Origin of the sequence: Streptomyces anulatus (assembly GCF_014650675.1) — a bacterium.
In the GTDB taxonomy this organism is placed as follows: domain Bacteria; phylum Actinomycetota; class Actinomycetes; order Streptomycetales; family Streptomycetaceae; genus Streptomyces; species Streptomyces anulatus.
This window is the reverse complement of sequence record NZ_BMVK01000003.1, coordinates 1-17,356: the sequence shown is the minus strand read 5'-3', so window position 1 is coordinate 17,356 and position 17,356 is coordinate 1. Positions and strand designations below refer to the sequence as shown.

Here is a 17,356-nt window from a genome sequence, read left to right as displayed (position 1 = left end):
GACAATTCACTCCCCTGGAATCAGAAAATGGTGAAGGCAGCCCCGCGGGAATACGCCGGATCGGCTTTCTCGGACCGGGCGCGCGAGCTGACCCCGCCTCACCGCTTGGACGCTACCGTGCACCTCGGGGCGCGGGAACGTCCTTATTAGAAGCCTCGATAAGGCCCTGGTGAACGGTCATCGGGAACCGCCGCGCGGGGCCCGGCCGCCGCACGCGTGCAGCGGGTCCCAGCCGGCGCCGCGCTCGGGAAGCAGGCGCGGGTCGCCCAGCACCGCGCCGCCGTGCACCTCCGGCAGCAGCGGCCGGTCGGTGATCTGCCCGGCGCAGGCGATGCCGCTGACCGCGGCCCCGGTGATGCCGCTGCCGTACCGGGTGCTCTGCCCCACCACGTACAGGCCCTTCACCCCGGTACGGGTGTCGGGCCGGGCGCCCGTACCGCCCCAGCGCGCGAGGCCGAACGGCGAGCCGCCGGTGGAACGGGTGTAGCGGCGCTGGGTCGCCGGTGTGGCCAGCTCCAGGTGGGTGATGTGGGAGCGGAAGGGGCCGAGCGCCCGTTCCGCGGTGGCCAGCATGGCCTCGGTGACCCTTTCCTTCTCCGCCAGGTAGGCCGCGTCGCGCCGGTACCCCTCGCCGTCCGGGTCGGCCGCGGCCGCGCCCCAGGCGTCCAGCGGGCGTGGACAGAGCGCCATCACCTGGAAGTTGGCGTGGCCCGGGGGCCGGATGGCGGCGGTGTCCGGGTCCTTGGCGGACGCGAAGGAGATGAAGACCGACTGCGGGGAGTCGAACCGTCCGTCGGCCAGCTCGCGGAACGCGTCCTCGATGGGCCCGCCGTGCCACCAGACGTTCGGCCCGGTACCGGGCAGCTCCCGGTCGAGCCCGACGTACAGCACCACCAGGGGGTGGCCCATCACCGCGGTGCGGGCCCGCTTCACGATCGGCGGCGCGAAGTGCTCCTCGCCGACCAGTTCCAGGACGGTGCGCGGATAGTCCGCGTTGGACACCACGACGGGCGCGCGCAGTTCCTCGCCGCTGTCGAGGAGCACTCCGTACACCCGGCCGTCCTCCACCAGGACCCGTTCCACCCGCTGCCGCACCCGGACGGTGCCGCCGTGCCCGGTGACCGCCTCGACCAGCGACGCGGAGAGCATCTGTCCGCCGCCGACCGGGTAGGCGGCGCCGCGCAGATAGTGGTCCATGACGCTGGCGTGCATGCCGACGGTGGCTTCCTCGGGCCCGATGCCGTAGTTGAGGGCCTGGGCGGCGAGCGCGGTGCGCGCGTCGGCGGACAGTTCGCAGTGCTCGAACAGGGCGTGCAGCGTGCGGCGCCCCCAGGCCGTCATCGTGGCGGTGCGCCGCAGCATCTCGGCCGGCTCGGCGCCGGCCGCGGACAGCAGGGTCCAGCGCATCTCCGCGCCGACCGACGAGCACACCTCGACGAACTCCCGCAGACCTTCCTTGTCCTGCGGGAGTACGCCGGTGAGGCGGTCGAGATAGCGGTCCCAGCCCGTGGGCACGAGCATCCGCAGACCCGGGAGGACGACCTCGTCGAAGCCGTCGGGGTCCATGGCGCGGAAGGTGACGCGGTCCTCCAGGGCCAGGCCGCGCAGGATCGACGGCAGCACGCCGTCGGGCCCGCAGTCGCCGATGTAGTGCACACCGGCGTCGAACTCGTAGGCCGAGCGGCGGCGGAAGACATGACTGTTGCCGCCCACCACCCCGGCCTGTTCGAGCACCAGCACCCGGTGCCCCGTCACCGCCAGGTACCCGGCACAGGTCAGACCGCCCATGCCGCTGCCGATCACGATGGCGTCCCAGTCGCCCGGGGTCCGGTGCTCGTCGTTCATCGCTGCCTCTCGCGTTTCGTGTACGGGGGCGGGGTGGGACCGGGGCCCGCCGGGCGGCCCGCGTCCGCCTTCCGGTCACAGGCCGCCCGGCAGGGCCTCAGCCGCACCCGCCGGCGTGACCGCCGTCGCCCTGGGCGGCGGCCATCCCGGGCAGCGCCGCCAGTTCGGCTTCGGTGGGCCCGGTGGACCCGCGCGGCACGCCCCGGTGGGCGGCGGCGAACGCCTCCACCCGGTCGACGCCCCAGAACTTGTCGTGGCCGTGGATGAAGAACGGCACGCCGAACAGGCCGTCGCGCACCGAGGCAGCGAGGATCTCCACGCCCCGGGCGCGCAGCTCCGCGTCGTCGACCGCACCGGCGGCTCGGTCCGCGTCCAGCCCCAGACCGGCGGCGATCTCACCGATCACGGCGGGGTCGGAGATGTTCTTCGACTCCTGCCAGCGGGCCCGGTAGACCGCGTCGACGAACTCCCGGCCGAGGCCGGCGTCCTCGGCGAGCAGGTAGGCCAGGTGGGAGACCTCCCAGACCGGGTCGCGGTCGATCGGCCAGGTGACGTCGAGGCCGCGGTCCTCGGCCAGTCGCCGGGCGTCCTGCAGGATGTAGAAGTTCTTCTCCCGTGCCATCGGGACGAGCGGCAGGGTGACTTCGGCCTCGGCGAGCAGTTCCTCGGTGCGCGCGTCCGGTTCCCAGAACGGGATCCACTTCACGGCGTCGAGGACGTCCGGGTGGTGCTTCATCAGGTCGCGGTAGGCGAACCAGGAGTACGGGCTGCGCAGGGAGAAGTACCAGCGCGGCGGCTTCTTGGCCATGGCGGTGTGTCCTCGTGTGGTGGTCGGGCCGGATTCAGATGGTGATGCCGCCGTCGATCTGGAAGACGCCGCCGGTGATGTATCCGGCGCGCTCGGAGCCCAGGTACGCGACCAGGTCGGCGACCTCGTCGGCGGAGCCGAAGCGGTTCAGCGGGATGGACTTGAGCATCTCGTCGCGGACCTTGTCGCCGAGCACCGAGGTCATGTCGGTCTCGATGAACCCGGGGGCGACCACGTTGGACCGGATGCCGTAGCGCCCGACCTCCTTGGCCAGGGACTTGGCGAACCCGATGATCCCGGCCTTGGTCGCGGCGTAGTTGGACTGCGTGGCGTGCCCGTAGACACCGGCCACCGAGGAGATCAGCACCAGCGATCCGGACCGGCGCTTCATCATCTCGAACACCACCGAGCGGCAGACGTTGTAGACGCCGTCGAGGTTGACCGCGACCACGTCCCTCCACTGCTCGTCGGTCATCATCAGCAGGGGGTTGTCCCGGGTGATGCCGGCCGCGGTGACCGCGACGTCCACCGCGCCGAGGGTCTCCTGCGTCTCGCCGACCCAGGCGCGCACCGAGTCCGCGGAGGCCACGTCGACCTTGCGGGACAGCACCCGGACGCCGAACTCGTCGAGCTCCTTCTCCAGGGACATCGCGGCGTCGCTGTTGGACTGGTAGCAGAAGCTGATGTCGTGGCCTTCGGCGGCGAGCCGCTTCACCACGGCCCGGCCTATGCCCCGGGAGCCTCCGCTGACCAGGGCGACCCGCTTCGCGTCGTCTGCCATCGGGTTCTCTTCCTTCCTCGTTCAGCCTGCGGACGGGAGCAGTCGGCCGGCGGGGCGGAACGCCATGACCATCCGCTCGACCGACATCACCAACTCGCCGTCGCACAGGGTCTCGCCCTCGAAAATGACGGTGTCGGACAGGGCGTGGAACACCCGGGCCCGGTGGTGGAGCACGTCGCCCGGCAGCACCGGCCGGTGGAACGTGATCCCGGTCAGTCCGCCGAGCAGCATCACCCGGTCGGCTTCGGGCGCGGCGCTCTCCTCGTCGGGTGAGCGCCACGTCGCCAGGATTCCGGCGGTCTGTCCCCACGACTCGATCAGCAGGGACTGCGGATACGCGAGGTGGGTCGCGGTCGTGTGCGCGCCGACCTTCCGGTAGCACTGTTCGTTGCGGCTGATCGCCTTGACGGCGGTGACGCTCTCGCCCGGCACCAGGTCGAGGACCCGGTCGACGAGCAGCACGGGGTAGCGGTGGGGCAGCAGTTCGTGCACGTCCTGGACCGGCTTCACGCGGCGACCTCCCCCGTCATCCGCAGCCGTACGGAGGCGGCGTCGCCCCGCTCGGTGAACGCCTTGGCCCGGCACCGCAGGGTGCCTTCGTCGTTGCGCACGTCCAGGTGGACGGTGAGCAGGTCGCCGGGGTACACGGCGCCGAGGAAGCGGGTCGACTCCACGGCGAGCAGCTCCGGTTCGGCCATGCCGGACCGCTCGGCCACGGCGATGACGCTGCGCTGGACGCACTCCATGACGCAGACGCCGGGGAAGATCGGGAAGTCGGCGTAGTGGCCGTCGAAGAGCTGCTCGGTCTTCTCGATGCCGATGGTGGTCACCGCGGTGAGGGCGCTGCCGCCCTCGCCGGAGCGCTCCACCGAGACCACCTCGACGGCCGCGTCCACCAGGGAGGGCCGCAGGGCGAAGGAGTCCGCGGCGCCCGCTCCGGCGGGCGCTGCGGTCATCCGGACACCACCAGCTTGCCGCCCAGCAGCGCGTACGCGTCGCGGAAGGTGCGCGCCGTGCGCATCTCCTGCTCGCTGAACTTGACCCGGTACCGCTTCTCCAGCACCACGACCAGCTCCAGCAGGAGCAGCGAGTCGACTCCCAGGTCGTCCAGGAAGTCGGTGGAGTCGCCGATCTCGGCGGGGGCGACGTCGATCACGTCGGCCAGGGTCGTGCGCAGCTCTTCCTTGTCCAGCTCGACCATCGGCTGAGTCGTCATGATTACGTGTGTCTCCGTTCGGTTCGTCCGGCTCGGGGTGGGCGCTCAGCGCAGCCGCAGCAGTGCGCAGCCCGCGCCGCCGTCGCGCTCGACCGCGGTGATGACCGCGACGCGCCCGGCGACGTCCGTCCTGCGCTCGGCCAGCGCGAGCACGGAGGCGATCTGCAGGCTGACCGAGGCGGCCGAGGCCTCCCCGAACAGCGCGGTGTTGGCGAGGGGTTCGAGAGCGCCGGCGCCGAACATCCCGGTCAGTACGGCGCGTTCCTGCTCGCCGAGCGAGTCGCCCGCCGAGCAGGGGCTCGCCACCCAGACCTGGGACGGGTCGACCCCGGCACGGTCCATGGCACGGCGCAGACAGGCGTCGAGCACCTCCGGCAGGCCGCCGTCGCCGAAGACGCCGCTCTCCACGGCGAGCACCTCGGCCAGTACGTGGGCGTCGTCGACGTCCTCGGCGGGCTCCAGCAGGAGCATGCCGGCGCCCTCACCGAGCAGCCCCGGGTGTTCCTCGGCGCCCCGCGTGTGCCACTCCAGCCAGGCCCGCTCGTTGGAGTACTCCTCCGCCGAGCCGCACAGCACCGCCTTGGCCCGGTCCGCCCCCAGGAGCCTGCGGGCGTAGTTCAGGGCGAGCAGGCCGGCCAGCCGTCCGCCGGCGATGGTGGCGTTCGGGCCCTGGATGCGGTGCCAGATCGCACACTGTCCGGCCGCGCAGTTCATCACCGTGTTCGGCATCTGCGCCGGGTCGACGAAGTACGGCTGTTCGCCCGTGAGCGAGTCCCGGGTGAAGTCCATCATGCTCTGCGCGCTGCCGGTGGTGGTGCCGAGCACGATGGCTCCGCGCTCGTCCGTGGCGACGAGGCGGTTGCGCTCGGCGTCGTCGAGCAGCGCACCGACGGCGCTGACCGCGAGGCCGGTCACCCGGTCCATCGACCGGGTCCCCTTGCGGCCCAGCACCTCGCGCGGGCTGAAGCCGGGCACCAGCCTGGCCCGCTCGTCGGGCACCTTCCACTGCTCGGGATCGATCGGGACGGCGGTCTCGCCGCCTTCGTGCATGCCCTCGGCGAACGCCGAGCGACCGATTCCGAACGGGGACACGGCCGACCAGGCGGTGATCACCGGTCCGCGGACAGCGCTCGTGGTGTCGCTGCTCATGACAACAGCTCCTTCGGGTCGGATCCGGTCAGTTGCCCGCGAGGTTCTTGCCGCTCAGCGCGGCCATGACCTCCTCGTCGAAGGTGCACAGGGACCAGTCCTTCTCCGGCGACTCCTTGGTGACGTAGCCGTGCGTGATGTGACCGGTGGAGACCTGGACCAGGCCGCCGTCGCGGACCACGTAGCAGTCCATCCGGGCGGTGAAGAGGACCGACTTGAAGATGTCCTCGATCGTGAAGACCGTGTACAGCTCGTCCTCGATCCTGACCTCGTCGGTGATCTCGACGTCGCACTTGGTCACGACCGGGATCCAGCTGCGCTCCTCCAGCAGGCGGTGGATGGCGATGCCCCGGTCCGCGACGAACAGGTGGAGCACCTCTTCCATCTGCCGCAGGAAGCCGGACATCTGCATGTGGCTGGTGAAGTGGCAGTAGAAGTACGGCACCCGCCACTTCCAGCCGAAGGCGTTGTCGCCGCCGATGATCTCGGTCAGCACCGGGTCGGCGGCCCGGGTGCCGATCCCGCGCTGCGAGGAGAGGTCGATGTTGTCCACGGGGACGGCGGTGATCTCCCGCGGCGTCGCCTGGCCCAGGCGCGGCACCACGAAGCGGCTCAGTTTCTCCGGCAGCGGCTTGGCGCCCTCGACGTGGTCGATCGCCCGCAGCGCCACCTCGAAGGTGGTGGTGACCGCCTTGCGCTGGCCCTCCTCGCGCGGCACGTACGCGGTGATCTTGAACCGGAGGCGGCTGTCGGTCTCCTTGGTGACCGGCTTCACCTCGACGGCGACCGCGTCGTCCAGGGTGAGGACGGTGTGCAGGCGGGTGTTGACGGAGACCACGTCGAAGCCCACGCCGTAGTCGACGTAGAGGTCGGTGGCGCCCAGGCCGGCGGAGCGGAAGTGCTCCAGCACGGCCGCCTCGATCAGGTAGTGCACGCACTTGAACCCGATCGTGGTGCTGATGTTCCCGCCCTCGTAGGACGGTCGCAGGGTGACGTTGCTGGTGACGTCGAAGAAGTCGTTGAGGGACTGCTCGGTCAGCTCGGGAGTGGTGGTGACGGGTGACGTCATCGTGCTCAGGCTCCTTGGTGGTCAAGCGACGGGTCGAGTGCTACGGGTTCGGTCAGGCCGATGGAGCCGAGAAAGTCGCCGATCTCTGCGGCGAACACGTCCGCCTGCTCCACCATCGGGAAGTGCCCCGCGCCGGGGATGAACCGGCAGCGGGCGTCCGGGAGGGCGTCGGTGAGTGCCCTGCTCTCGGCGGGGACGGCGGTGAAGTCCTGCTCGCCCCCGATCACCAGCGCGGGCACCGTGAACAGATCGGTGCGCAGCCAGGGGGTGCGCAGATAGCTGCGGAAGAAGCTCATGTAGCCGTACGGGCCCACCCGGTCGCAGACCCGCTGGGCCATGTCGTGCCGCAGCGCGGGATCGAGCCGGGGCCCGGCCATCACCCGGATGCCCTCGTCCATGGTGAGGCGGAAGTTCTCCAGGAGCTCCCCGACGACGCTGTACTCGAACGTCTCGGGGGAGCGCCGGTAGAAGGGCGAGGCGAACACCACGGCGTCGATGCCGTAGCGCCCGAACGGGTCGCCGCCCCGCGCCAGTTCGTTGGTGATCAGCTCCATCAGCAGCAGCGCGGAGAAGGAGTGCGCCACCACGACGCCCGCCCCGCCGGGCACCTGCTTCAGGGCCTCGGCGATCGCCCAGGTGGCGTCCGGCCGGTAGGCCCAGTCGGGCGGGTGCGCGCCGCCCCAGGGCAGATCCGCGGTCCACAGGTCCAGGCCCGCGGCGTCGCTCCCGGCCAGCGGGTCCCAGACCGAGGGGCCGTTGGCCAGTCCGTGCAGCAGCAGCGCCCGGGGGCCGGCCGAGGGCCGCCGGTGGCGCACCGTGCACACCGGGCCGGACGCCAGGACGCCCGGCGGCCCGGACGCCTGTCGTATCACGGTGTGCCCCGCGGGGCACACAGCACGGCCCCGGCGATGCCGTCGCCGTCGCGGCCCGCCGTGGCGTAGACCGGGCTCTGTTCCCCCGCGTCGAACCGGCCTGCGGCCACCGCGCACTGGAGCACGCCCAGCACGCCGGAGAGCGCCCCCCAGGCGTCGGGCATCCCGTGGCGCGGGACGCCGGCGAGGAGGTCCGCGGGGATCTCGGAGCCGCCCGCCGTCTCCGGCAGGTACCAGCCGCCCGGGGTGTCGTCGCCGAGCGTACGGAGCCGGCGCACGCCGGCCTCGACCGTGCCGGTCCGGGCGAAACCGTCGATCCGGGCCCGGATCCGCGCGCCGCGCTCCTGGGCGGTCTCCTCCCGCTCCAGGACGACCGCGACCGCGCCGTCCACGATCCGGTCCGCACCGACCAGCTTGCGGACCATCTCGTTGTCCGGCTCGACCCCGATGACCAGGAACTGGTCGGCACGCCCGGCGTTCAGCATGGTCGCGGCCCAGCGCAGCGCGTCCAGACCGGAGGCGTCGCCGTTGCAGACCGTGAGGTTCGGGCCGCCGAGCTTGTACCGGATGGCGATCTCGGAGGCGATGATGTTGCTGGAGGCGTTGGGGCTGTCCATCGGGCTGGTGCCGCGGGACGTCTCGTTCGCGATGGTGGTGGTGACCCGGCAGACCGTGTCCACGTTGCCGTAGTTGGACGCCACGACCACACCGATGCGGGCGCCCTCGGCCTGCGGACCTTCGTCGTCCCGCAGGCCCGCGTCCTTCAGCCCGTCGAAGGCCACGCACAGGCCGAGCTGGGTGGCGCGGTCCTTGTACTTGAGGCCCCGCTTGCCCAGGACGGCGGCCGGGTCCACCGGCTCCGCGGGCAGGTCCGGCCCGGTCACCAGGTCCGCTGTGCCGGTGACGCCGGGCAGGGCCGTTCCGACTCCGGTGATCACGACAGGCGCGAGCTCACTCATCGGGCAGCCTCCACTATCGCCACGGCGTTCAGTCCGCCGAATCCGAAACCGTTGATCTGCGCCACGCCGACGTCGGCCCTGACCGGGGTGGTGTGCACGAGCCGCATGGCGCTGATGTTCTCGGTGGGCTCGTCCAGCTCGGTCACGGGCGGGATCCGGCCGCCGGACATGGCCAGCAGTGCGGTGATCAGGCTCAGCACGCCGGCCGAGCCGGCGGTGTGCCCGGTCATCGACTTGATCGCGGTCACCAGCGGTACGTTCTCGTGCTCGCCGAAGACCTCGCGCATCGCCCGCACCTCGACCTCGTCGTTGAGCGGGGTGCCGGTGCCGTGCAGCATGACCAGGTCCACGTCGGCCGGCTTCACACCGGCCCGGGTGTGGGCCTGCCGGATCGCGGTGGCGACCCCGGACTGGTCCGGCGCCGTCGTGTGGTGGGCGTCGCAGTTCATGCCGACCGAGCGCACCCTGCCGTAGACCTTGCGGTCGCCGGGGGTGCGGCCCAGCACGATCGCGCCGGCGCCCTCGCCCAGGATGGTGCCCTTGCGGTCGACGTCGAAGGGACGCAGCCTGCCGGGCGGCTCCAGCTGGAAGGCGTCCGTCAGACCGAACATGCTCTCGGTGATCGAGTCCGCTCCGGCCACGATCACGTGCTCCACCGACCCGGACTGGAGCTGGTCGAAGGCGAGCGCCAGGGCGTAGAGCGAGGCGGAGCAGGCGTTGGAGAAGGTGTGGGTGTCGGCCGCGCCGAAGCGCTCGCGCAGCGCGGGGCCGAAGTGCAGCTGGTCCGCCGCGAAGTCGGCTCCGTCGCGCCACCACAGCTCCAGCGACCGCATCTCCCGCAGCCCGGTGCCGATCAGTACGGGAACCTCGCTGAGGTCCTCGCCCAGTCCGGCGTCCCTGGCGGCCTGCCCGACCGCGTCGAGCAGGAACTCGGTGGCCCGGCCCGGGGTGTCCACACCGGGCTCCGCGCGGTTGTCGATCTCGAAGAGATGTCCCGCCTTGAACTTCTCCTTGTCGAAGCCGCGGAGCGGGGCGAGCCCGCTGTGCCCGCCGCACAGGCTCTCGAATATCTCCTCCGGGTCGCGGCCGATGCTCGCGAGTGCGCCGATTCCGACGATGGGCCAGCTCATGAGGCCTGCTCCTCGTACTTGGCAAGAATCACGACGGCGTTGTTGCCGCCGAAGGCCATTCCGTTGTTCTGCACGATCTGCAGCTGTGCCTCGACCGCCTCGTTGGGCACGCAGTCGATCTCGCACTCGGGGTCGGTCTCCCGGTGGTTGATCGTCGGCGGCACGAAGTCGTTGGTGATCGCCAGGGCACAGGCGATGGCCGCGAGTGCGCTGGCGGCGCCCATGGAGTGGCCGAGCATCGACTTCAGCGAGACGGTCCTCGGCGGCTCGGACCCGTAGACGTCGCGCACCGCGCGGGTCTCCGTGACGTCGTTGGCCTTGGTGCCGGTGCCGTGCGCGGAGACCAGGTCGACCTGGTCCGGCTTCACCCCGGCGTTCTCCAGGGCGAGTTCCATGCACCGGGCGATGCTGCTCTGGTTCGGTGCGACGGGGTGGGCCGCGTCGCAGTTGAGCCCGTAGCCGAGGATCTCGGCGTAGATGGTCGCGCCGCGTCGCACGGCCGACTCGAGCGTCTCCAGGACGAGGACGCCCGCGCCCTCGCCTGTGAGGATGCCCTTGCGGTCCTTGTCGAAGGGCCGGCAGTGGTCCGGTGCGATGGTGCCCAGCCGGTAGAACCCGGCGAAGGTCTTCCGGCACATGGCGTCCGCGCCGCCGCACAGCGCGAACTCCACCTCACCGGTGCGCACCGCGTCGAACCCGTAGCCGATGGCGTAGTTGCCCGCGGCGCAGGCGGTGGGGATGGTGACCGCCTCGACGTCGTGCAGGCGCAGTTCATGGGCCACGGAGGTGGCGAGCCGACTGGGCGCCACCCGCCGGGCCACCACGGGGTCCATTTTCTCGGGCCCGTGGTTGATCTCGGTCTCGACCAGCCGGTCGAGGTCGTGCGACTCGCCGTCGGTGGTGCCGATGGAGATGAGTCCGCGGCGTTCCCGCAGGTACGTCTCGTCCAGGCCGGCGTGGTCGATCGCCATCCTGGCCGCGGCCACCGAGAAGCGGGTGGCCGGGCCGAGTTCGTCGATGTCCAGGTTGCGGATCCACCGGTCGGGTTCGAAGCCAACGACTTCACACCCGTTGGCGTGGGCGAAGCCCTCCGTCTCGAACCGGGTGATCGGCTTCGCCCCGCTGCGCCCGGCCCGTAGCCCTTCGGCGAACTCGGCCGCACCCACACCGATGCTCGAAAAGACTCCGAAGCCGGTCAGGACCACACGGTGCGCTGGTGGTGCCGACCCGTTACTGGTTGCAGTTGCACGCATGGTCTCTCCGTCCGGAATGCACTCGGTGTCGTGGCCGTACCGCTCGTTGCGGCTACTTCTTGGCCGCGGCCTCCGCCACGACCTCTTCAACGCCCTTGAGGTTGACCATGCGGCCGAGCTCGGCCTGGTCGATGACGACGCTGAACTTCTTCTCCAGCGAGGCGAGGATCTCGATCGCGCGGAGCGAGTCGGCCCCGTGGTCCTCCTTGAACAGGCTGGTCTCGGTGACCTCGTCCTCCTCAAGTTCGAGGATGTCGCAGACGATGTCCTTGATAACTGCGGTCCGGTTCTCGGCAGAGGTCGTCATGTCGCTCCCATTTCCTCCGTGAAGGTGCCGCCGATCCGAACGAGCGGCGTACCGATTGACAGGAAAGCCCTGTGGGCGCACGGGTATGACCGGCGTCCCGGGTGATTTCCCTTTGAATTCAGCGCTTCTGCTCCCGCGCCTCGGCGAGAGTAGCCAGCCCGAACTGGCGGCCACCAGGCCGGTACCAAGAATTCGAACCAGCCCGGGAGTCACGACGGCGAAGCGGCTTCGTACCGCCCGAGGAAAGGGAAATCATCCGGGCGGGTGCGTCGGCAACCCTGCTACGAATAATTTGCATCAGAGCGCCGTCCGCCCCCGGTCGCGCATCGAAGTTTCCGCATCGGCGCTGACGGCTGCCGTCCGCGGTGTCAGGCTGGGCGCCGGGCGGGCACTGCCTGTCGGGCTCCGGGACAGGCACGAGCCATCGGCGGATCCGCCGCCGGTTCGCATCCAAGGATGGAGAAAGAGATGAGCACCAATCCTTTCGAGGACAAGGACGCCAGCTACTACGTGCTGGTCAACGAGGAGGGCCAGCACTCGCTGTGGCCGGCCTTCGCCGAGGTCCCGGCGGGCTGGACCATCGCACACGGCCAGGCCGACCGCGAGGCCTGCCTGGAGTACGTGAACAAGAACTGGACCGACATGCGGCCGCTCAGCCTGGTGCGGGAGATGGAGGCCGCCGGCAAGTAGCCGACGGCTGCGGCGTGGGCGCCGGTCCGTACCCGGGGACGTCACTCCCGTCCCCGACGGGCCGGCGCCCACGTGTGTCCGCGCCGGCCGGCGCCGCGCAGGTCAGCGCTGCGCGCGGAAGATCGTGTACAGCAGGCGCAGTCCGACCAGGGTGCTGATCACCAGCAGGTTGTAGCCGAACACCTGGTACAGCGTGACGGCGGAGGTCACCTGCGGACCGTTGCTGGTGCCGAGCAGCATCACGGCCATCACACCGGTCGTGGCGCCGACGAACACCAGCGCGATCATGTGCACGATGTCGTAGATCACCCGCCGGTCCCGTTCGTCGGCCATCAGCCGTACGTTGACCGACAGCCGGCCCTGCTCGACGGCGGAGACGATCCGGTCGACCCGCCGGGGCAGGCGGCGGACCATCGGCAGCAGGGTCATCAGCTCACTGACCAGGTCATCGCTCTTCGGCGGGAAACTGAACTGCTCGGCGACCTTCGCCGCCATGAACTGCCGGGACTCGTCGACGATGCTGAAGCCCGGCGAGAGCAGCCCCAGGGTGCCCTCCAGGGTCGCCAGCGCCCTGAACACCGCCGCGATCTCGGGCAGTACGGCCAGCCCGTGCGAGCTGATCAGCGCGAACAGGTCGGTGAACATCTCGACGTCGGCGGTGGTCCCGGACGCCATGCAGTGCTTGGCGATCAGCTGGCCCACCGACCGTTCGAGACGGGCCTCGTCGATGTCGTCGGTCCGTGCGACCAGCTCCAGCAGTCCGTCGCACGCCGCCGCGGGGTCACCGCGGTCGATGGCCAGCAGCAGGTGCTGCAGCCCGACGCGCAGCGAGCCGTTCAGCCGGCCCACCGAACCGAAGTCCAGCAGACCCAGCCGGCCGTCGCGCAGCAGCAGGACGTTGCCGGGGTGCGGATCGGCGTGGAAGACGCCGCCCAGCATGATCTGGCCGAGCAGACTGCCGAGGAGGGCGCGGCCGAGAACGGTCCGGTCCGTGGGGCAGTCGGCGAGGAGCCGTGCGGCCGATCCGAGGGGCGTGCCGTCCATCTGCTCCATCACCAGCACCCGCCGGGTGCACAGCTTCTCGTAGACGTACGGCAGCGCCACGTGGTCCGACGTCGCGCCACCGGCGGCGGCTACCGTCGCGATGTTGCGGGCCTCGATACGGAAGTCCAACTCGTCGCGGAGCGCGACCGCGTAGCTGCGGACCAGTTCGAGCACGCCCATCCGGCGGGCCCAGCCGGCCCGCCGTTCCAGGGAGCCGGCGACCCGGGCGATGATGTCCAGATCCCGTTCGAGCAGCGGCAGTGCGCCCGGCCGCCGCACCTTGACCACGACGTCGACCGTCTCGCCGTCGTCGGTCCGCAGCGTGGCCCGGTGCACCTGGGCGACGGAGGCCGCGGCCATCGGCACCGGCTCCACCGAGACGACGTCCCAGGAGGCCGCGCTGAGATCTTCGCGCAGCACCGCCTCGACCTCGCTGCTGTCCGCCGGGGCGACCTGGCTCTGCAGCCGGCTCAGCTCGTCGATGAAGGCGGGCGACAGCAGGTCCGGCCGGGTGGAGAGCAGTTGGCCCAGTTTGACGAAGACCACGCCGGCGTCCTCCAGCGCGTGCCGCAGCGAGCGGGCGAGCCGTACGTCCCGCTGGTCGGACCGGGAGTGCTGGACGCGCCTGCCGCCCAAGTAGGGGCCCAGGCCGTGGCGGACGGCGATGCGGGTGATCTGCCCGTAGCGGCGGCCCCGGTCCAGCCGGCGGCGCACCGCGCCGTTCCAGCCGAACACGCCCCACCCCTTGCCGGAGGGCCTGACCAGCTCGGCGACGAAGATGGTCACCAGCGTGGAGATCAGCGCGACTCCCGCGATGGGGATGCCGAGCGCCAGGGCCTGCCCGGTGGTGCGCATCTGCGGGAGGGCGGCGAAGGCGATCCTGATGGCGACGAACCAGCCGACCGCGGCGCCGAGCAGCGCTCTCGGCGTCCGCACCCGCACCCCGAGCACCCGGCGCGCGCCCGCCACCAGCGGCCAGATGATCATCAGCCAGATCGGGAGACTCAGCAGGAAGATCATCACGGATTGCTCCTCGCGGGGGAAGGGCGTCGGCCCAGGGCGTCCGGCCGGGTCGTCAGCCCAGGGCGTCCGGCCGGTCGAAGGAGGCGACGTCGATGTCGGGGACGATCCGTTTGACCAGTCCGGCCAGGGTCCGGCCGGGGCCCAGCTCCAGCAGGCGTTCGCAGCCCAGCCGTCCGGTCAGGGTGTGGACGCTTCGCTCCCACTGGACGGGCGTGACGAGTTGGCGGACGGCCATCTCGGGCCAGTCGGCCTCCCCGGTGTGCGGTTCGCCGTCGACGTTGGCGACGACCGGGAGCCGGCCCGGGGAGAACGTCGTGGTGCGCAGCGCCTCGGCGAGCCGGTCCGCCGCCGGTGCCATCAGCGGGCTGTGGAAGGCTCCGCCCACGGAGAGCCGGATGAGCTTGGCGCCCTCCGGTGCGTGTTCGGCGGCGTGGTCGATGCCGGCCGGGGTGCCCGAGAGCACGATCTGACCGGGCCCGTTGACGTTGGCCACCCAGACGGCGTGGCCTTCGGCCGCCGCCTTGGCCGCGACCTCCTCCGCCTCCTCGAGCCCTGCCCGTACCAGCACCCCCATGGTGCCCTCCTGGGCGGCGGCGGCCTCGCGCATCGCCCTGCCGCGTGCGGCCACCAGCGCGGTACCGTCCGCGAGGTCGAGAATCCCCGCGGCGGTCAGCGCGGCGTACTCGCCCAGGCTGTGACCGGCGCACGCCACGGCGTCCGTGAGGAGCCCCGCCCGCCCGGCCTCGGCGTGGGCCATCATCGCCACCGCGTAGACGGCGATCTGCGCCAGGTCGGTGCGCCGCAACTGCTCGCCGCCTGTGCGCAGCAGCAGCTCCTCCACGTCCGTGCCGGAGTGCTCGGAGATCTCTTCGACGAGCGCCCAGGAGGGGGTGTCCCGCCAGGGCTCACCCATGCCTTCACGCTGCGTGCCCTGCCCGGGAAACACCAGGCCGATTCGCGCCGGACTCACCAGCTGCCACCTTTCACCGTGTCCCGCGACGGCGGAGGACACGTCTGACCGTCACTTCTCCTGCCCAGGGCCTGCCTCAGGCGGTTTCCGACCGGTGGAGTCGGTGCCCAGGGTGTTGGCACCGGCTCCACAGGGCGACGCCCCGGCTCGGCGATCGAGCCGATGGGCCACCGGGGCGACGAACCCGCCGCGCCCGCTCTTCCCGGGGACTCCGAGGGGCGCACCGGTTTCTCCGTCTCCGTTCTATGCGATCGGTGCGATCGGGAGGGTCCGGCGTTCACTCCTTGGCAGGTAGCTGTCAGACGGTGTCGCGCAGGGCGCCGACGGCGGAGCGGCCGGACCCGGGCGGAAGCCCGGCGTCCGGCCGCTCCTTCACGATCCGGGTCCGTGGCCCGGTCGCGTTCTCTGGGCCCCCGAAGGACCGGTGCCGAGGTCGGACCGGGGGGAGCCGGCCCGTCGCACCGGGCCGGGCCTGCCCTTCGGCGGGCCCGTGGGTCTCCTTTGGAGCGGTCCTTCCGAGGCACTTTTCGATTCTTGGCACAGACCGCTTCCCGCCTCCGCGCTTCCGCCGGGATGTGGCAGCAACCTGCCGTGCGCACCCACCGCACCGTCGTGCACATGCGCCCGGGACCGGCTGGCAGGAAGAGGTCAGCGATATTGCTGGGCCCGATGGGCGCACCCGATTCTCGAACCGCTGCCGCCGTCGGCGGACGTGCACGGCTGCGTACGGGCCATGGCCCCGCCGGGAAGAGGACGAGGACATGTTGGTCACGGCATCGCCCGGAAGTGAACTCCTGGACCGTATCGCCGCACGGGACCCGCTGTTCCGGGAACGGATGGCGCAGCGCATGCAGGCCGTCGAGAAGCGTCTGCTGGACGTCGCGGCGGACTCGCCCGATCCCCGGGTGGGCGAGCTGACGGGCCATCTCGCCGCGTCGGGCGGCAAGCGGATGCGTCCGCTGCTGGTGCTGCTGGGGGCGGAGTTCGGGGAGGAGTGGCGGGACGGGGTCGTCGACGCCGCCGTGATCGCCGAGCTCGTCCACATCTCCTCGCTCTACCACGACGACGTCATGGACGGCGCGGCCCTGCGCCACGGGGTGCCCAGCGCCAACGCCCGCTGGGGCGAACGCCTCGCGGTGGCGGGCGGCGACTGGCTGCTGGCCCGCGCCGCCCGGCTGGCCGCCGGGCTGGGGCCGGACATGGTGCGCTTCAACGCGGATGTCGCGGGCGACCTGGTCGAGGGCCAGCTCCTGGAGATGACCGGCCCCGCCGAGGGCGAGGACCCGGTCCAGCACTTCTTCCGGGTCACCTCGGGCAAGACCGCGGCCCTCCTCGCCATGGCGCTCGGGGCAGGAGCGCTCCAGGCCGGGGCGCCGGCCGGACAGGGCCGCTCCCTCATGGAGTACGGCCATCAGCTGGGCATCGCCTTCCAGATCTCCGACGACCTGCTCGACCTGGTCGCCCCGGCCGAGCAGACCGGCAAGGAACAGGGCAAGGACCTGGCCGCCGGAGTGCTCAGCCTGCCGGTCCTCCTGGCTGTCTCCGGCACCGGACCGGCCGACGCGGAGCTGCGGGACCTGCTGGAAGCGGGCCCGCTGGACGACCTGGCCCGGCGACGGCGCGCGCTGGAGCTGTTCCGTTCCTCCGGGGCGCCCGCCGCCGCCGAGCGGCACCTGCGGGAGCGCCTGGCCCTGGCCCGGAGCGCCCTGCACGACCTGCCCGCGTGCGCCGGACGCCGGGCGTTGGACGCCCTGTGCGACTACGTCGGCACGCGGGTGTCCAGAAGCAGCGCGGCCGGGTGCTGACCCGGCCGGTGAACACGAGGGGGCCGTCCATGCCGCAGGAGGCGATCACCGAACTCGCCGCGATCCGTGCCGAAGCACTGCGCGGACCGAGTGAGCGGGCGACCGAGGCGCAGCATGCCAAGGGGAAGCTGACCGCGCGGGAGCGGATCGAGCTGTTGCTGGATCCGGGTTCGTTCAAGGAGGTCGAGCAGCTGCGCCGGCACCGGGCGACGGGTTTCGGTCTGGAGGCGAAGAAGCCGTACACGGATGGTGTGATCACGGGCTGGGGCACGGTCGAGGGCCGTACGGTCTTCGTGTACGCGCACGATTTCCGGATCTTCGGCGGGGCGCTGGGTGAGGCGCACGCCACGAAGATCCACAAGATCATGGACATGGCGATCTCGGCCGGTGCTCCGCTGGTGTCGCTGAACGACGGTGCCGGGGCCCGTATCCAGG

The 17,356-nt window shown here is 71.4% G+C and carries 18 protein-coding genes; 3 read left to right on the top strand and 15 right to left on the bottom strand.

Annotated features, from left to right (window positions below):
- Positions 1-177 precede the first annotated feature (177 nt).
- The 13 genes from IE272_RS08660 to IE272_RS08600 all read right to left on the bottom strand — a co-directional run bounded on the left by IE272_RS08660 (position 178) and on the right by IE272_RS08600 (position 11,389).
- Entirely contained in the window at positions 178-1,845 is a 1,668-nt protein-coding gene (locus IE272_RS08660) for a phytoene desaturase family protein (protein WP_050358506.1), read from the bottom strand.
- A 97-nt stretch (positions 1,846-1,942) separates the two neighbouring features.
- A complete protein-coding gene (locus IE272_RS08655) occupies positions 1,943-2,653 on the bottom strand; it encodes a 2-hydroxychromene-2-carboxylate isomerase (RefSeq protein WP_050358507.1) in 711 nt (236 codons plus the stop codon).
- Positions 2,654-2,687: 34 nt separating this feature from the next.
- Positions 2,688-3,434 carry a 3-oxoacyl-[acyl-carrier-protein] reductase gene (gene fabG, locus IE272_RS08650; protein WP_050358508.1) on the bottom strand — a complete coding sequence of 249 codons (747 nt, stop codon included), beginning with the start codon at positions 3,432-3,434 and terminating at the stop codon, positions 2,688-2,690.
- A 21-nt stretch (positions 3,435-3,455) separates the two neighbouring features.
- Positions 3,456-3,944, bottom strand: a complete 489-nt coding sequence (locus tag IE272_RS08645; protein WP_050358509.1) for a 3-hydroxyacyl-ACP dehydratase FabZ family protein — start codon at positions 3,942-3,944, stop codon at positions 3,456-3,458.
- Entirely contained in the window at positions 3,941-4,390 is a 450-nt protein-coding gene (locus tag IE272_RS08640) for a 3-hydroxyacyl-ACP dehydratase FabZ family protein (protein WP_063804619.1), read from the bottom strand. Before IE272_RS08640 ends, IE272_RS08645 begins: the two co-directional genes overlap by 4 nt.
- Positions 4,387-4,650, bottom strand: coding sequence for an acyl carrier protein (locus IE272_RS08635; protein ID WP_229897239.1), 264 nt, complete (start codon positions 4,648-4,650; stop codon positions 4,387-4,389). The genes IE272_RS08640 and IE272_RS08635 overlap by 4 nt, the downstream gene beginning before the upstream one ends.
- Positions 4,651-4,695: 45 nt before the next feature.
- Positions 4,696-5,799 carry a beta-ketoacyl synthase N-terminal-like domain-containing protein gene (locus tag IE272_RS08630; RefSeq protein WP_190006579.1) on the bottom strand — a complete coding sequence of 368 codons (1,104 nt, stop codon included), beginning with the start codon at positions 5,797-5,799 and terminating at the stop codon, positions 4,696-4,698.
- A gap of 28 nt (positions 5,800-5,827) precedes the next feature.
- A complete protein-coding gene (locus tag IE272_RS08625; protein ID WP_063804490.1) occupies positions 5,828-6,868 on the bottom strand; it encodes a thioesterase family protein in 1,041 nt (346 codons plus the stop codon).
- Between the two features lie 5 nt (positions 6,869-6,873).
- On the bottom strand, positions 6,874-7,740 hold the full coding sequence (locus IE272_RS08620; RefSeq protein ID WP_190006578.1) for an alpha/beta fold hydrolase: 867 nt from the start codon (positions 7,738-7,740) through the stop codon (positions 6,874-6,876).
- On the bottom strand, positions 7,737-8,699 hold the full coding sequence (locus IE272_RS08615) for a beta-ketoacyl synthase N-terminal-like domain-containing protein (RefSeq protein WP_050358513.1): 963 nt from the start codon (positions 8,697-8,699) through the stop codon (positions 7,737-7,739). Before IE272_RS08615 ends, IE272_RS08620 begins: the two co-directional genes overlap by 4 nt.
- Positions 8,696-9,829, bottom strand: coding sequence for a beta-ketoacyl-[acyl-carrier-protein] synthase family protein (locus tag IE272_RS08610; RefSeq protein ID WP_050358514.1), 1,134 nt, complete (start codon positions 9,827-9,829; stop codon positions 8,696-8,698). Before IE272_RS08610 ends, IE272_RS08615 begins: the two co-directional genes overlap by 4 nt.
- Positions 9,826-11,082: a beta-ketoacyl-[acyl-carrier-protein] synthase family protein gene (locus IE272_RS08605; RefSeq protein WP_050358515.1), complete on the bottom strand. Its 1,257-nt coding sequence runs from the start codon at positions 11,080-11,082 to the stop codon at positions 9,826-9,828. Before IE272_RS08605 ends, IE272_RS08610 begins: the two co-directional genes overlap by 4 nt.
- A gap of 52 nt (positions 11,083-11,134) precedes the next feature.
- Positions 11,135-11,389, bottom strand: a complete 255-nt coding sequence (locus IE272_RS08600; RefSeq protein ID WP_050358516.1) for an acyl carrier protein — start codon at positions 11,387-11,389, stop codon at positions 11,135-11,137.
- Positions 11,390-11,857: 468 nt separating this feature from the next.
- On the opposite strand from IE272_RS08600, the gene IE272_RS08595 reads away from it, so the two are divergent.
- Positions 11,858-12,079: an MbtH family protein gene (locus tag IE272_RS08595; protein WP_050358517.1), complete on the top strand. Its 222-nt coding sequence runs from the start codon at positions 11,858-11,860 to the stop codon at positions 12,077-12,079.
- Between the two features lie 102 nt (positions 12,080-12,181).
- Here IE272_RS08595 and IE272_RS08590 read toward each other — a convergent pair whose 3' ends face one another.
- The gene (locus tag IE272_RS08590) at positions 12,182-14,143 is read right to left on the bottom strand and encodes an ABC1 kinase family protein (RefSeq protein ID WP_050358518.1); all 1,962 of its coding nucleotides are present in this window, start codon (positions 14,141-14,143) and stop codon (positions 12,182-12,184) included.
- A 55-nt stretch (positions 14,144-14,198) separates the two neighbouring features.
- Complete coding sequence (locus tag IE272_RS08585) at positions 14,199-15,059, bottom strand: ACP S-malonyltransferase (protein WP_229897238.1); 861 nt, start codon at positions 15,057-15,059, stop codon at positions 14,199-14,201.
- Positions 15,060-15,877: 818 nt separating this feature from the next.
- Between IE272_RS08585 and IE272_RS08580 the strand changes: the two genes are divergently transcribed.
- Positions 15,878-16,921 carry a polyprenyl synthetase family protein gene (locus IE272_RS08580; RefSeq protein ID WP_098892733.1) on the top strand — a complete coding sequence of 348 codons (1,044 nt, stop codon included), beginning with the start codon at positions 15,878-15,880 and terminating at the stop codon, positions 16,919-16,921.
- Positions 16,922-16,950: 29 nt separating this feature from the next.
- On the top strand, positions 16,951-17,356 hold a 406-nt coding region (locus IE272_RS08575), incomplete at its 3' end, for a carboxyl transferase domain-containing protein (protein ID WP_308433845.1).

What these genes read in the sequence shown, in the direction of transcription:
- IE272_RS08590 (WP_050358518.1), bottom strand. Translation starts at nt 14,143, where the DNA reads ATGATCTTCCTGCTGAGTCTCCCGATCTGGCTGATGATCATCTGGCCG.
- IE272_RS08605 (WP_050358515.1), bottom strand. Translation starts at nt 11,082, where the DNA reads ATGCGTGCAACTGCAACCAGTAACGGGTCGGCACCACCAGCGCACCGT.
- IE272_RS08595 (WP_050358517.1), top strand. Translation starts at nt 11,858, where the DNA reads ATGAGCACCAATCCTTTCGAGGACAAGGACGCCAGCTACTACGTGCTG.
- IE272_RS08600 (WP_050358516.1), bottom strand. Translation starts at nt 11,389, where the DNA reads ATGACGACCTCTGCCGAGAACCGGACCGCAGTTATCAAGGACATCGTC.
- IE272_RS08630 (WP_190006579.1), bottom strand. Translation starts at nt 5,799, where the DNA reads ATGAGCAGCGACACCACGAGCGCTGTCCGCGGACCGGTGATCACCGCC.
- IE272_RS08615 (WP_050358513.1), bottom strand. Translation starts at nt 8,699, where the DNA reads ATGAGTGAGCTCGCGCCTGTCGTGATCACCGGAGTCGGAACGGCCCTG.
- IE272_RS08625 (WP_063804490.1), bottom strand. Translation starts at nt 6,868, where the DNA reads ATGACGTCACCCGTCACCACCACTCCCGAGCTGACCGAGCAGTCCCTC.
- IE272_RS08655 (WP_050358507.1), bottom strand. Translation starts at nt 2,653, where the DNA reads ATGGCCAAGAAGCCGCCGCGCTGGTACTTCTCCCTGCGCAGCCCGTAC.
- IE272_RS08580 (WP_098892733.1), top strand. Translation starts at nt 15,878, where the DNA reads ATGTTGGTCACGGCATCGCCCGGAAGTGAACTCCTGGACCGTATCGCC.
- IE272_RS08610 (WP_050358514.1), bottom strand. Translation starts at nt 9,829, where the DNA reads ATGAGCTGGCCCATCGTCGGAATCGGCGCACTCGCGAGCATCGGCCGC.
- IE272_RS08660 (WP_050358506.1), bottom strand. Translation starts at nt 1,845, where the DNA reads ATGAACGACGAGCACCGGACCCCGGGCGACTGGGACGCCATCGTGATC.
- IE272_RS08585 (WP_229897238.1), bottom strand. Translation starts at nt 15,059, where the DNA reads ATGGGTGAGCCCTGGCGGGACACCCCCTCCTGGGCGCTCGTCGAAGAG.
- IE272_RS08635 (WP_229897239.1), bottom strand. Translation starts at nt 4,650, where the DNA reads ATGACGACTCAGCCGATGGTCGAGCTGGACAAGGAAGAGCTGCGCACG.
- fabG (WP_050358508.1), bottom strand. Translation starts at nt 3,434, where the DNA reads ATGGCAGACGACGCGAAGCGGGTCGCCCTGGTCAGCGGAGGCTCCCGG.
- IE272_RS08640 (WP_063804619.1), bottom strand. Translation starts at nt 4,390, where the DNA reads ATGACCGCAGCGCCCGCCGGAGCGGGCGCCGCGGACTCCTTCGCCCTG.